The sequence below is a fragment of the Sneathiella sp. genome (genome assembly GCF_036844445.1).
Taxonomy (GTDB): domain Bacteria; phylum Pseudomonadota; class Alphaproteobacteria; order Sneathiellales; family Sneathiellaceae; genus Sneathiella.
The window spans coordinates 166,078-181,381 of record NZ_DAIUFV010000005.1 but is presented as its reverse complement, the minus strand read 5'-3'; the positions used below and the strand labels follow the sequence as shown (position 1 = coordinate 181,381).

The window sequence follows — 15,304 nt, the reverse complement described above, 5'->3', positions numbered from 1 at the left end:
TTTCCTGTGTCGTCCTTGTTGATTGACCAAACTGACGGAACCCGATCATGATCTCCCGCACAAGTCAGAAGAGCGCTCTTTCCTTCACCACGATCGCCTTTACCGCCTGTTTCGCCGTCTGGACGATCTTCGCGATCATCGGGGTGCAGATCAAACAGGACCTCGGCCTCAGTGAGACAGAATTCAGCCTGCTGATCGCAACGCCGATCCTCGCGGGCTCGCTCGTCCGGCTGATCCTCGGCATCTGGGCCGATCAGTATGGCGGCCGCCCGGTATTCCTCGCCGTGATGCTGTCCTCGGCGTTTTTTACCTGGTGCCTGACATTCGCCGACAGCTACGGGATGATGCTCCTGACCGCGCTCGGGATCGGGCTTGCCGGCGGCAGTTTCGTCGTCGGCGTCTCCTATATCTCGAAGCTCTATGAGAAGGAGCGGCAGGGCACGGCGCTCGGCCTTTACGGCATGGGCAATATCGGCGCGGCGGTGACAAAACTGCTCGCGCCCTTCGTGATGGTTTCTTACGGCTGGCATATGGTGGCGCAGGTCTGGGCCGTCGCGCTCGTCGTGATCGCCGTTCTGTTCTGGATTTTTACCAAGGATGAGCCGCAGATAAAGGCGCGCAAAGAGGCCCATGCCGTGCCCAAATCCATGGCCGAATCACTGAAACCGCTCGGCAAGCTGCAGGTCTGGCGCTTCTCGCTTTACTACTTCTTCGTCTTTGGCGGCTTTGTCGCGCTCGCGCTCTGGCTGCCGCGCTATTATGTCGGCGTTTATGATCTCGATATCGAGACGGCGGGCGTCCTCGCGGCGTTTTTCTCGATCGCCGGATCGGTGTTCCGCGCTTACGGCGGGCATCTCTCCGACAAATATGGCGCCCGCTCGGTGATGTACTGGACCTTCGCGGTGTGCGCGGTCTGCTGCTTCCTCCTGTCCTATCCCGAAACCGACTATGTGGTGCATGGCATCGACGGCGATTTTGCCTTCAGCTTCGGCTGGGGCGTCTTCTCTTTCACCGTGATCCTTTTTGTCCTCGGCTTCTTCATGTCGCTCGGCAAGGCCGCGGTGTTCAAGCATATCCCGGTTTACTATCCCGATAATGTCGGCTCGGTCGCCGGTATTGTCGGGCTGATCGGCGGGCTTGGCGGCTTCGTGCTGCCGATCTGTTTCGGGCTGATGACCGATTATGTGAATATCCCCTCCAGCGCCTTCATGCTGATGTTCCTGCTGGTCGCGGTCGCCTTCCTCTGGATGCATGTCTCGATCCGCCTGATGGAGCGGCGGAAATTCCCCGAGATCGTGAAGCCCCACTTCTTTACGGAACTCGAGCAGCCGGGGCCGGTTCTTAAAGTCTGGAAACCCGAGGATGAGGCCTTCTGGAAGCGCGAGGGCTACAAGATCGCAAGGCGCAATCTCTGGCTCTCGGTGCCGGCGCTCTTCCTCGCTTTCGCGCTCTGGATGGTGTGGAGCGTGGTGGTGGTCAACCTGCCCGCCATCGGTTTCGCCTTCACGACGGAGCAGCTTTTCTGGCTGACCGCGCTGCCCGGACTTTCCGGAGCGACGCTCCGCATCTTCTATTCCTTCATGGTGCCGATTTTCGGCGGGCGGCGCTGGACGGCGATCAGCACGGCGCTGCTTCTGCTGCCAACCATCGGCATCGGCATCGCGGTGCAGGATCCGACGACGCCCTATCCGGTGTTCCTGATCCTCGCGCTGCTCTGCGGGCTGGGCGGCGGTAATTTCGCCTCCAGCATGTCGAACATCGCCTTCTTCTTTCCCAAGCGCGAGAAGGGTAACGCGCTCGCGCTGAACGCCGGGCTTGGCAATCTTGGCGTCAGCGCCGTGCAGTTCCTCGTCCCCATCGTGGTGGTCTACAACATCTTCGGCGGCCTTGCCGGCGCGCCGCAGCAGGTCGGCGACACGGAACTCTGGGTGCAGAACGCGGCGTTCCTCTGGGTGCCCTTCATCATTCTTTCGGCGGTGCTCGCCTGGTATTTCATGAATGATATTGCCGATGTGCGCGCCTCCGTCGCCTCGCAGATGGCGATTTTCGAGCGCAAGCACAACTGGATCATGTGCGTCCTCTACATCGGCACTTTCGGCTCCTTCATCGGCTTTTCGGCGGCCTTTCCGCTGCTCGCGAAATCGCAGTTCCCCGATGTCAACTCGCTGCAGCTTGCCTTTATCGGGCCGCTCGTCGGGGCGCTGACGCGGGCGGGGAGCGGCTGGGCGGCGGATAAATATGGCGGCGGGCGGGTGACGCTCGGCGTGTTCGTCGCGATGATCCTTGGCACCGTCGGGGTTCTCTATTTCCTCGGCATCAAGGATCAGCCTTACGCCTTCTACGGCTTCTTCGCGATGTTCCTGCTTCTCTTCGCGGCGACCGGGGTCGGCAACGCCTCGACCTTCCAGATGATCCCGGTGATTTTCTGGCAGGACCGCAAGCGCGCGCTTGCCGGCGAGCCGGAGGAGGAGATCCGCAAGGCGGCCGAGCGGGAATCGGCGGCCGTGATCGGCTTCAGCTCGGCCATCGGGGCGTTCGGCGCCTTCTTCATCCCGCAAAGCTACGGCATGTCGATTGCCTCCTTCGGCACGGCGGATGTGGCGCTTTACATCTTTATCGCCTTCTACGCCCTCTGCCTTTTCATGACGTGGTATTTCTACACCCGCAAAGGAGCGGACGTGAAATGTTGAAGCGACGCTTGATTTAGATCAAGGCCGGTGCCGGCGGTGAGGCCCTGAATAGGGCGATTGGAAAAGGAGCGTGCAGTCATGAGCTATTTTATCGACCGGATCAGCTATTTCTCGCAGAAGCGCGAACGTTTTTCAAACGGACACGGCATCGCGACGGAGGAAAACCGCGGCTGGGAGAAGGGCTATCGCGACCGCTGGGCGCATGACAAGGTGGTGCGCTCGACCCACGGCGTGAACTGCACCGGCTCCTGCTCCTGGAAAATCTATGTGAAGAACGGGCTGATCACCTGGGAGACGCAGCAGACGGATTATCCGCGCACCCGCCCCGACCTGCCCAATCACGAGCCGCGCGGCTGCTCGCGCGGGGCGAGCTACAGCTGGTATATCTATTCGGCGAATCGCCTGAAATATCCGATGATCCGCGGCCGGCTCCTGAAGCTCTGGCGGCGGACGAAGGAGCAGGTTGGCGGCGATCCCGTCGATGCCTGGGCGACGATCCAGGCTGATCCGGTCCTCCGCGCCTCCTACCAGCAGCTTCGCGGCCGCGGCGGCTTTGTCCGCGCCGGCTGGGAGGAGGCGAACGAGATTGTCACGGCGGCCAATATCCACACGATCAAGGCGCATGGCCCGGACCGCATCATCGGCTTCTCGCCCATCCCGGCGATGTCGATGATCTCCTATTCCGCCGGGGCGCGCTATCTGTCGCTGCTCGGCGGTGTCTGCATGAGCTTTTACGACTGGTACTGCGACCTGCCGCCGGCGAGTCCGCAGACCTGGGGCGAGCAGACGGACGTGCCGGAAAGCGCCGACTGGTATAACGCCGGCTTCATCATCATGTGGGGATCGAACGTGCCGCAGACGCGCACGCCCGACGCCCATTTCATGACCGAGGCGCGCTATAAGGGCACCGAGATCGTCACCATCACGCCGGACTATTCGGAAGCCTCGAAATTCGGCGATATCTGGCTTCACCCGCGGCAGGGGACGGACGCCGCGCTCGGCATGGCAATGGGGCATGTCATCCTCAAAGAATATCATCTCGAGAACAGCTCGGACTATTTCGACGACTACAGCCGCATCTATACGGATATGCCGTTCCTCGTCCGGCTGGAGAAGCGGGACGGGCGCTTCGTTCCCGGCCGGATGGTGCGCGCCGCCGACTTCGACGGGCATCTGGACGAGCAAAATAACCCGGAATGGAAAACCGTCTGCTTCGATGAGGAGACGGGTGATCTTACCGTGCCGACCGGCTCCATCGGTTTTCGCTGGGGCGAGGAGGGGAAGTGGAACATCGTTCCGGCGGATGCGAAAAGCGGCCGCACCATCCGCCCAAGGAAAACGCTGCTGGGCGTTCATGATGACATTGTTACCGTCGGTTTTCCCTATTTCGGCGGCCAGCTGCATGAGCATGACTATTTCAAAAGCAATGCGCAAAGCGACGTGCTGGATCGGAATATCCCGGTCAAGATACTCGATCTCAACGGCGAGAAAACGCCGGTCGCCTGCGTGTTTGACCTTCTCTGCGCGCAATATGGCATCCACCGCGAGGGGCTCGGCGGCGATCATGTCACCGCGAACTATGACGACAACGTCCCCTATACCCCGAAATGGCAGGAGCAGATCACCGGCGTGCCGGCGGCGGACGCCATCCGGGTCGCGCGCGCCTTTGCCGACAACGCCCATATGACGCGGGGCAAGTCGATGATCATCATCGGCGCCGGCATGAACCACTGGTATCACATGGACATGAGCTACCGCGCCTGCATCAACATGCTGGTCTTCTGCGGCTGCGTCGGCCAGTCGGGCGGCGGCTGGTCGCATTATGTGGGGCAGGAGAAGCTACGCCCGCAGACGGGCTGGCTGCCGCTTACCTTCGCGCTCGACTGGTACCGCCCGCCGCGCCAGCAGAATTCCACCTCCTTCTTCTACGCCCATACCGATCAGTGGCGCTATGAGACGCTGGAGATTGACGATGTGCTCTCGCCGCTTGCCGACAAGAGTCGTCATGACGGATCGCTGATCGATTGCAACATCCGCGCCGAGCGGATGGGCTGGCTTCCTTCCGCACCGCAGCTAAATGAGAATCCGATCGATCTCGTTGCGAAGGCGAAAGGCGCGGGGCAGGATCCTGTGGATTATGTCGTGGATCGCCTGAGCCGCGGCGATCTTCGCATGGCCTGCGAGGATCCGGACAATCCCGTCAACTGGCCGCGCAATATGTTCGTCTGGCGCTCCAACATCCTGGGATCGAGCGGCAAGGGGCATGAATATTTCCTGAAGCATTTCCTCGGCACGCAGCATGGCGTGCAGGGCAAGGATCTCGGCGAGGAAGGCGGCCGCCGCTCCAGCGAGGTGGTCTGGCATGACACGGCGCCGGAGGGCAAGCTCGATCTTCTGGTAACGCTCGATTTTCGCATGTCGACGACCTGCGTCTATTCCGACATCGTGCTGCCGACGGCAAGTTGGTATGAGAAGAACGATCTCAACACCTCCGACATGCATCCCTTTATCCATCCGCTCTCGAAGGCGATCGATCCGGTCTGGCAAAGCAAGTCGGACTGGGAGATTTATAAAGGATTTGCGCGCAAATTCTCGGAGCTTTGCAAAGGCCATCTCGGGGTGGAGGAGGAGATTGTCCTCACCCCCATCCAGCATGACACGCCGGGCGAGCTGTCGCAGTTCGATGTGAAGGACTGGCGGAAGGGGGAATGCGAGCTTGTTCCCGGCCGGACCGGCCCGTCGATGAAAGTGATCGCCCGCGACTATCCGGCAACCTTTGAGCGCTTCACGAGCCTTGGGCCGCTCATGAATACGCTCGGCAACGGCGGCAAGGGCATTTCGTGGAATACGGAAGACGAGGTTGAGTTCCTGAAAAAACTGAACGGCGAGACGGCGGCAGGGGCGAAGATCGACACCGATATCGACGCCTGCGAGACCGTTCTCTCGCTCGCCCCGGAAACCAACGGCGAGGTGGCCGTCAAGGCCTGGGCGGCGCTCAGCAAGATCACCGGCCTCGATCATACCCATCTCGCCCGCCCGAAGGAGGAGGAGAAGATCCGCTTTCGCGATATTCAGGCGCAGCCGCGGAAAATCATCTCATCGCCCACCTGGTCCGGCCTTGAATCGGAGCATGTCTGCTACAATGCGGGCTATACCAATGTGCATGAGTTCATCCCCTGGCGCACCCTCACCGGGCGGCAGCAGCTCTATCAGGATCACCCCTGGATGATCGATTACGGGGAGGCGCTGGTCAGTTACCGGCCGCCCATCAACACCCGCACGGTCCGCTATATGCTCGACAAGCATGGCGCCGAGCAGCCGACGATCCTGCTCAATTTCATCACGCCGCATCAGAAATGGGGCATCCACTCCACCTATACGGACAACCTGCATATGCTGACGCTGTCGCGCGGCGGGCCGATCGTCTGGGTGAGCGAGGTGGATGCGCGCAAAATCGACGTGAAGGACAACGACTGGCTCGAAGTTTTCAACAGCAACGGCGCGATCATGGCCCGCGCTGTCGTCTCGCAGCGGGTCAATGAAGGGATGATGCTGATGTATCATGCGCAGGAGAAGCTGATCCACACACCCGGCAGCAAGATCACCGGCGCGCGCGGCGGTATTCACAATTCCGTCACCCGAACCACGGTCAAGCCGACGCATATGATCGGCGGTTACGCGCAGCTCTCATACGGCTTCAACTATTACGGCACGGTTGGCTCCAACCGCGATGAATTTGTGATCGTCCGCCGCGTCGACAAGGTCGACTGGATGGAAGAGGCGGCAACAACGGAGGCGGCGGAATGAAAATACGTGCACAAGTCGCGATGGTGCTGAACCTCGATAAATGTATCGGCTGCCATACCTGCTCGGTCACCTGCAAGAATGTCTGGACCTCGCGCGAGGGCGTTGAATACACCTGGTTCAACAATGTCGAAACCAAGCCCGGTGTCGGCTACCCGAAGGAGTGGGAGAACCAGAAGAAATGGAAGGGCGGCTGGAAGCGCTCGGCGGGCGGCAAGATCGCGCCTGCGCAGGGCGGCCGCTGGCGGATTCTCGCCAATATCTTCGGCAATCCGAACCTGCCGGAAATTGACGACTATTACGAGCCCTTCACATTCGACTACGACCATCTCCAGAAAGCGCCGGAGATGAAAACCATGCCGACCGCGCGGCCGCGCTCGCTGGTCTCGGGCGAGCGCATGGAAAAGGTGCAGTGGGGCCCGAACTGGGAGGAAATCCTCGGCACGGAGTTCGAGCATCGCCGCAAGGATTACAATTTCAAGGATATCGAGGAGGAAATCTACGGGGAGTTCCAGAATACCTTCATGATGTATCTGCCGCGCCTTTGCGAGCATTGCATCAACCCGACCTGCGTCGCCTCCTGCCCGTCCGGCTCCATCTACAAGCGCGAGGAGGATGGCATCGTGCTGGTGGATCAGGACAAATGCCGCGGCTGGCGGATGTGCATCTCGGGCTGCCCTTACAAGAAAATCTACTACAACTGGAAGAGCGGCAAGGCGGAGAAATGCACCTTCTGCTATCCGCGGATCGAGAATGGCGATCCGACCGTCTGCTCGGAGACCTGCGTCGGGCGGATCCGCTATCTCGGCGTGATCCTCTATGACGCCGACCGGATCGAGGAGGCGGCGAGCGTCGAGAAGGAGGAGGATCTCTATGAGGCGCAGCTCGACATCTTCCTCAACCCGCATGACCCGGAGGTGATCGCGCAGGCGCGAAGGGACGGCATTCCCGACAACTGGATCGAAGGCGCGCAGAAGTCGCCCATCTACAAGATGGCGATCGACTGGAAGGTGGCCTTCCCGCTCCATCCCGAATATCGCACCCTGCCGATGGTCTGGTATATCCCGCCGCTCTCGCCGGTGCAGAATGCCGCCGCGAAAGGCAAGATCCCGACCCGCGCCGACGGCATCATGCCCGATCTCGACGATATGCGGATCCCGGTGAAATATCTCGCCAACATGTTCACCGGCGGCAAGGAAGCGCCGGTCCGCCTCGGCCTCAAAAGGATGATGGCGATGCGCCACTATATGCGGAGCAAGATGATTGCAGGCAAGCCCGACGTCAGCCTGCTCGAAGAGACGGGCCTTACCGAGAAGCTGGTCGAAGACATGTACAAGATCATGGCCATCGCCAATTACGAGGATCGCTATGTCATCCCGACCGGGCACCGCGAGGAGACGCTCGATGCCTATGGCGAGAGCGGCGGCTGCGGCTTCTCGTTCGGCAACGGCTGCGCCTCGCAAAGCGGCGCCTATGATCTTTTCGAGAGCCCGCGCCAGTCGCGCGGGCAGGCGGGAAGCACGAAGAACAACCGCGTCAACACGATCTTCGAGCGCGATCACTATGAAAATCTCGCCCCCGGCAAGACGGGCTGCGGCTCGGGCGGCTGCGGCAGTTGCGGCTGAGGGGAGGCGCGCGGATGACGAATTGGAAGGCAGCATAGATGAGAACGCTTAAAATCCTGGGTTACCTCATGACTTACCCCGAGGCGCCGTATCTTGAGGTGATCGACCAGTGCGCGGAGATATTGAAATCCGAGAAATGGCTCTCGAAGGCGACGCTCCATAATCTGCTCGGTGCGCTAGAAGAGGTGCGGGAAAGAGACCTTCTCGATCTTCAGGAGGATTATGTCGATCTTTTCGATCGCACGCCGTCGCTCTCCTTGCATCTTTTCGAGCATGTGCATGGCGACTCGCGCGATCGGGGACAGGCGCTCGTTGATCTTCTCGGCGTTTATGAGGAGGCGGGCCTTGCCATCAACAGCGAGGAGATGCCGGACTATCTGCCGCTCTTTGCCGAATATGCAGCCACCTTGCCGCCGAAAGAGGCGTCCGAGAATATGGGCAGCATCGTCAATATTCTCTCGGCGCTCGAAGGGCGGCTGAAAGGGCGGAGCCCCTTTCACGCAAGCATCCTCGGCGCGATGATCGAGACGGCAAGCCGCGCGCCCGATCCAAAGGCGGTGGCGGCGTCGCTGCAAAGATCATCGGGCGATGCTTTGAGTTTCGAGGAGATGGACAAGGCGTGGGAAGAGCAGTTCGCCTTCCAAAATACGCCAGCGACGACGGGCGGCGCGGTATGCGGGGCGGCGGATGGCAGCCTCAATCGCCTTGCCGGCGGCACAGAACAGGGGAGGACATGACATGAGCGGCTATCTCGGGTTTTTCCTGTTTCAGATATTCCCCTATATCGCGATCTTCGTTTTCCTGCTCGGCTGCCTCCTGCGCTATGACCGCGATCCCTATTCGTGGCGCACCAAATCGAGCCAGCTGCTCAGGCGCAGGCAGCTGATTGTCGGCAGCATCCTTTTCCATGTCGGGATATTGCTGATCCTCGCCGGTCATGCGGTCGGGCTGCTGACGCCGATCTGGATCTTCGATGCCCTTGGCGTCTCGCACGGGGCGAAGCAGATCCTCGCTATCGTGCTCGGCGGCGTTGCGGGCATATTCTGCCTGATCGGGATCAGCATGCTGCTGCACCGGCGGCTTTTCGATGCCCGCATCCGCAATAACAGCTCCTTCGCCGATATTGCCGTGCTGGTCCTGCTGCTCGCGCAGCTACTGCTCGGGCTGTTCAGCATTCCGGTCTCGATGCAGCATCTTGACGGTTATGAGATGGTGAAATTCATGAACTGGGCGCAGCATATCGTCACCTTCCGGGGCGGCGCGCATGAGTTCGTCGCGGATACCGCGCTCGTTTTCAGGGCGCATATCACGCTCGGGCTGTTCCTGCTGCTGATCTTCCCCTTCACCCGTCTCGTGCATGCCCTGACCGTGCCGGTCGGCTATGTCTTCCGGCCCTATCAGGTCGTCCGCAAGCGCGCGAGATAAGATGATGAAAACACCGTCTCTCGGCATCGACGTCAACGGCATCCTGATTTCCAACGAGGAGATCAACGCCGAGATCCAGTATCACCCCGCCGAGAGCCTGTTCACGGCGCGCTATGAGGCGACAAAGGCGCTGGTGATCCGGGAGATGCTGATCCAGCGGGCGACCGAACTCGGCCTTTGCGACCGGGACGAGGCGGTGAAAAACCCTGACGAGATCATCGATGCGCTGCTCGAGCAGGAAATTCAGGTGCCGGAGGCGGATATCGAAAGCTGTCGGCGCTATTACGAGAACAACCGCGAGAAATTCTTCACGTCGCCGCTGTTCGAGGTCGCGCATATCCTCTACATGGCGCCGCCGGAAGATGACGCGGCGCGGGCCGAGGCGTTCGAGCGGGCAAGCAATGCGCTGGAGCGGCTGAAAGCCTCCCCTGAGCTTTTTGCCGAAATCGCGAAAACGGACTCGGCCTGTTCTTCCGCGAAGGATGGCGGCCGGCTCGGCCAGATCAGCCGCGGCCAGACCATGCCGGCTTTCGAGGCCGCGCTTTTCCAGATGCAGGAAGGCGAGATCAGCGCGGCGCCTGTCGCGAGCGAGGTCGGCTACCATATCATCAAAGTGTTCCGCCGCGTCGACGGACGGCAGCTTCCCTTCGAAAATGTCACCGACTGGATTGCGCAGGAACTGCAGGAGAAAAGCTGGAACCGGGCCTTCAGCCAGTATATCCAGCTCCTCGCGGGTCGCGCGCGGATCACCGGCTTTCGCCTCGACGGCGCGCAGAACCCGCTCGTCCAGTAGCAAAGCGCCTTTGGCGCAGGCATCGCAGGCGCGCGCCTGCCGCCGTCCAGCAGCTCTTTCGCTTTCCAATGCGGCAGAATCATTCCCCTCATGATAGGACCGCGGGACGGCTCCCTCCCGGTCACATTCCGGAATATGGGATAGCTCCGCTGCCGTGACTTTCCCGAAATGTAGGACGCGCGCGGATACTCCCGGCGCTTTTCATCTGATCTTCGCTGATCGCCGCTCCGCCATACTGCCGAAGCAGCCGGAGGGTGGATCAAGTTTTCGTGAGATTTCAACGCATTAGCAAGATGGATAATCGGCCTTTCCGGCCGGGTGCGTCGCGGCCGCCGGCGTTGGCGTTTCCGTAGCGGGGAACAGGCGAATTTTCTTAATTAAGAATTCTGTTGACACCCGGGGCGCTCATCTTATTATTCAGGATCACATCCTGTAAAATGGGACGCAGGATGAAGGCAGGGTAGTTCTAGTTGTTTCCGGCTTTTGATCGCTAAAGCGTGTCCGGCAGTGCGCCGCGACGCGAACGTGTTTATTTGGCTGCGGGTGTTGAGATGCAGGAGAGATCGACGATTTCACCGTTATCGGCGGCGGTTGTTGCGGATCTGGCTAAGGCCAACGGCCGCGGCGCTGACTGACCCACGAGCCGGGCAACCAGGGGATAGGCAGGATGGACATACCGACACCGTTGGCGCGGTATAATCATATACTTGAAGTAGTCTCGACGGCCTCCGAGGGCCTCAGCCTCACGCAGCTTGTCGAGCAGAGCGGCCTGCCGAAAAGCACGGCGCACCGCCTCGCAAGCTCGCTCAGCGTCGCCGGCTATCTCGCGATGCAGGCAGACGGCCGCTATATCCTCGGCCCCGCGCTGATGGAACTCCTGAAGCGGAGCTTCGCCGCGAGCGCAAAAGATTTTCTCCCCCGCACAGTACTCTCGGCCATTGCCTCCGAGCTTGGCGAGACGGCCTTCTTCGCCCGCCGCATCGACAAGCAGATCGAAATGCTGGATGTGACGCCGCCGGAAGCCTCCGGCCAGTCCTATGTCTATCCGGCAATGGGGCAGCAGCCGATCGATGCCTGTTCGTCCAGCAAGGCAATCCTCGCCTATGTCGCGCGTGAAGTGGCGCAGGAGATTTACGAATCCTATAAAGGCGGGATCGGCGCCTGCGCCTGTGGCTGGAGCAGTTTCAGCCGGACCCTCGATGAGGTGCGCGCGCAGGGCTTCGCTATTTGCGACGGCGAAATCGATGAAGGCGTTTTTAGTATTGCCTGTCCCGTTCCCGTCGGCAATATGTCGGGTCTTTTCTGCATGGGTGTCGTCGGCCCGACAGCGCGGATGAAGGAAAAGACGATTGAACGCCTGCAGCGCGTCCTGCAGGCCGGGGCCGAAAAAGTCTCCCACGCCATGGCGGAACGGATGTTTCTGCATGAGAGCGGCAACGATAACGGTAGGTAAAGAGGAAAGCATGATCACAACAACGCCAGCGCAACAATGCGTATTCGCGAACCTGCTTGAGAAATGGGCGATGGAGAAACCCGACGCCCCGTTCGCGAAATTCCCGGACGGCAAGGTCTGGAGCTATAAAGAGACGTTCCGCGACGCGCGCATTGTCGCGCACAGCCTGCGCGCGCTTGGCGTGAAGCAGGGCGATAATGTCCTCTGCTGGCTGCCGAACGGGCCGGAAATGCTGCGCACCTGGCTTGGCATCAACCTGCTGGGCGCCGTGTTCGTTCCCTTCAACGTCTCCTACCGGGGTGACACGCTGCAGAATGTGCTCCGCCTTTCGGAGGCGACGCTGCTGATCGGCCACGAGATGCTGGTGCCCCGCCTTGCCGATGTGCCGAAAGAAAATCTCACCGATGTTGTCGTCATTGGCGGCGCGGTCGGGGAAATTCCGGGCCTGCGGCTCCATGACGAAGGCGTTCTGGCGACGGGCTCCGATGCGCCCGTCGAGCTTGAGCGCGAGATTTATCCGCATGATACGCAGTCGATCATCTTCACCTCCGGCACCACAGGCCCCTCGAAGGCCGTGCTTTCCTCCTATGCGCATCTTTACGCGCAGGGCGCCGAGGCGTTTGATTTCATCAATGGCGATGACACCTTCATGATCAACCTGCCGATGTTCCATTGCGGCGGCACCATTCCGGTCGGGATTGCGATGGCGAACGGCGGCGCCGTCTCGGTGTTCGACAAGTTCAAGCTCGACGAGTTCTGGGATCTCATCCGAAAGACCAACACGACCGTTGCCTATGTCGTGATCGGCCTGCCGGGGCTGCTCCTGAAATATCCGCCCCTGCCGACGGACAAGGACAACCCGCTCCGGGTCGCGATCATTTCCGAAGATACCGGCCCCGCCTTCCGGGAGCGTTTCGATGTCGATATTTATTCGATCTTCAATATGAGCGAGGTCTGCACGCCGATCCGCTCCAACAGGAATGAATTTGTCGGCAAGAGCTGCGGCAAGGTGCGCGACGGGATCGAAGCGCGCCTCGTCGATGAATTTGACAATGAAGTGCCGGTCGGCGAGCCCGGCGAGCTGATCATGAGAACGCGCCGCCCGTGGATGTTCAGCCACGGTTATGCGAACAACCCCGAAGCGACCGCGAAAACCTGGCGCAACGGCTGGTTCCACACGGGGGACCTGCTGAAGAAGGATGCGGACGGCAACTTCTTTTTCCTCGATCGGCTGAAGGATTCGATCCGTCGCAAGGGCGAGAATATCTCGTCCCGCGAAGTCGAGGTCGCCGTCAGCAAATTCCCGGCGGTGGAGGACGCGGCGGCGCTGCCGGCCAAGAGCCCGGACGGTGAAGAGGAGGTCCTGATCCTGGTCACGGAGCGCCCCGGCGCCACCATCGACCCCAAGGCGCTGACCGAATTCCTGATCGAGCAGCTGCCCTACTTCATGGTGCCGCGCTTCGTACGCGTCGAGAAGGCGCTGCCCAAAACGGAAACCGGAAAGGTGCAGAAGAGCGTATTGCGCCAGACAGTCACCGCAGACGGCGCCTGGGACCGCGAAAAGGCAGGAATAATTCTCAAAAAAGAAAGGTTCAGCTGAGCAGCAACGCGAAGAAATTCGCCGCCAGTCTGCGCCCTGCACACCCCATGAACGATGTTTATCTCGACATATAAATAAGGAGCGAAAGCAGCCATGAGGACCCCGCATCACATCGCCCTCTTTGCAACGACCCGGCCTGGCCGGGTCGCGGCAAAGCCGTGTGGCGCGGGGTCCCCGGGCACTGATTTGAAGGCGCGAGTGCACGATAAAAACAATTCTTTCGCCGATAAAGGTGCGTCATGTCCGGCAAATCACTCTTCACAGGGATATGAAAAGGGAGAATGAATATGCTTGATCGTAGAGCTTTTATTGCCGGTGCGGCCGGACTGTCGACATTACCGTTTATCGGCCACTTCGCCTATGCCGCGGGCGACGATGCGCGAAAAAATGCGAAAAGGGGAGGGACCCTGAGCGTGGTGGTCACGCCGGAGCCGAACCTGCTTGTTTCCGCCTTCAACAGCGCGGGATCGACGGCCATCGTCTCCACGAAGGTGATGGAAGGGCTGATCGCCTATGACCAGCAGCTTAATATGCATCCCTACCTCGCGAAGGCGTGGGAATGGAGTGATGACGGCCTCTCTCTCACCTTCCACCTTCAGGAAAATGTCAAATGGCATGACGGCGTCCCCTTTACCTCGAAAGACGTCGCTTTCACGCTGATGCAGGTCTGGCGTGAACTGCACTCCTACGGCCGGACGGCATTCGCCAATGTCACAGCCGTCGATACGCCCGATGATCATACGGCGATCCTCCGCCTCTCGGCGCCCGCAAAATATATCATGGGCATGTTCTCGGCGATCCACTGCCAGCTCCTGCCGGCGCATCTTTATGAGGGGACAGACGTTCGCACCAACCCCCATAACAACACCCCCATCGGCACCGGCCCCTTCAAATTCAAGGAATGGGTGAAGGGCAGTCACGTCAGCCTTGTTCGCAACGACGATTACTGGCGCGAGGACGAGCCCTATCTCGACGGGATCATCTGCCGCTTCATTCCGGACGCCGGGGCCCGGCTGGTCGCGTTCAAGAGCGGCGAGGTCCATATCGGCTATAACAATGCGGTCCCGATCAATGAGTTGAAGAGCATGGACGAGTCGGCCGATTATGTCGTGACGACGGACGGAGGCGAATATACCGCGCCGATATTTATGCATGAGCTCAATCTGCGCCGTGCGCCGTTCGACAATGTCAAGGTGCGTCGGGCCATCCTGCATGCCATTAACCGCGAAGCGCTGGTCAGGATTGTCTGGGGCGGGCATGGCGATGTCGCGACCGGACCGATCCCGAAGACGACGCCGCAATATTACAAAGCCGACACGGTGCAATATCCCTATGATCCGAAACGGGCGGAGGAGCTGCTCGATGAGGCGGGGTATCCACGCGGCAAGGACGGGATCCGTTTCACGATGACCCATGATTTCCTGCCCTTCGGAAGCGATCTGCAACGGTCTGCCGAATTCACCAAGCAGGAGCTGTCCAAGGTCGGGATCAAGGTGGAAGTCCGGGCGCAGGATTATGCCTCCTACATGCGGCGGGTTTATACCGATTACGATTTCGATATGACCAACACATATATGAGCACCATGCCGGATCCGGTTCTTGGCGTGCAGCGCGTATACTGGTCCAAGAGCATCGTCCCGGGCGTGCCCTACAGCAACGCGAGCGGCTATAACAATCCGGAGATGGATGCGCTCTGGGAGATAGCACAAACGGAAGTGGACGACGGCAAACGGCGCGACGCCTTCTTCGAGATCCAGGACATTGCGCAGCGCGATCTGCCTGTGCTCGACCTGTTTGAAAAGAAAACGGTGACGGTCGCGAGCGCCAAAGTGAAGAATTTTTCAACGACTGCCTATTCCCCATACACCTCTATGGGCGTGGTGTATCTGGAAGCGTAACCAGGGGAGAATGAGC

Annotated in this window: 9 protein-coding genes; all 9 read left to right on the top strand. The window is 60.3% G+C overall.

The window, feature by feature from the left end; translation table 11 throughout:
• Positions 1-47: 47 nt before the first annotated feature.
• Positions 48-2,690, top strand: coding sequence for a nitrate/nitrite transporter (locus V7Z56_RS11660; protein WP_334129646.1), 2,643 nt, complete (start codon positions 48-50; stop codon positions 2,688-2,690).
• 78 nt (positions 2,691-2,768) lie between these two features.
• Positions 2,769-6,497 (top strand): nitrate reductase subunit alpha, encoded by a 3,729-nt coding sequence (locus tag V7Z56_RS11655; protein WP_334129645.1) that lies wholly within the window; start codon positions 2,769-2,771, stop codon positions 6,495-6,497.
• Complete coding sequence (gene narH, locus V7Z56_RS11650) at positions 6,494-8,119, top strand: nitrate reductase subunit beta (RefSeq protein WP_334129643.1); 1,626 nt, start codon at positions 6,494-6,496, stop codon at positions 8,117-8,119. The genes V7Z56_RS11655 and narH overlap by 4 nt, the downstream gene beginning before the upstream one ends.
• Positions 8,120-8,157: 38 nt before the next feature.
• Positions 8,158-8,856, top strand: a complete 699-nt coding sequence (gene narJ, locus V7Z56_RS11645; RefSeq protein WP_334129642.1) for a nitrate reductase molybdenum cofactor assembly chaperone — start codon at positions 8,158-8,160, stop codon at positions 8,854-8,856.
• A gap of 1 nt (position 8,857) precedes the next feature.
• Positions 8,858-9,544, top strand: coding sequence for a respiratory nitrate reductase subunit gamma (gene narI / locus V7Z56_RS11640; protein ID WP_334129641.1), 687 nt, complete (start codon positions 8,858-8,860; stop codon positions 9,542-9,544).
• 1 nt (position 9,545) lies between these two features.
• Positions 9,546-10,337, top strand: coding sequence for a peptidylprolyl isomerase (locus tag V7Z56_RS11635; RefSeq protein ID WP_334129640.1), 792 nt, complete (start codon positions 9,546-9,548; stop codon positions 10,335-10,337).
• Positions 10,338-11,004: 667 nt separating this feature from the next.
• The gene (locus tag V7Z56_RS11630; RefSeq protein ID WP_334129638.1) at positions 11,005-11,790 is read left to right on the top strand and encodes an IclR family transcriptional regulator; all 786 of its coding nucleotides are present in this window, start codon (positions 11,005-11,007) and stop codon (positions 11,788-11,790) included.
• Between the two features lie 10 nt (positions 11,791-11,800).
• Positions 11,801-13,390: an AMP-binding protein gene (locus tag V7Z56_RS11625; RefSeq protein WP_334129637.1), complete on the top strand. Its 1,590-nt coding sequence runs from the start codon at positions 11,801-11,803 to the stop codon at positions 13,388-13,390.
• Positions 13,391-13,677: 287 nt separating this feature from the next.
• Positions 13,678-15,288, top strand: a complete 1,611-nt coding sequence (locus V7Z56_RS11620; protein WP_334129636.1) for an ABC transporter substrate-binding protein — start codon at positions 13,678-13,680, stop codon at positions 15,286-15,288.
• The last annotated feature ends 16 nt before the right edge of the window (positions 15,289-15,304 follow it).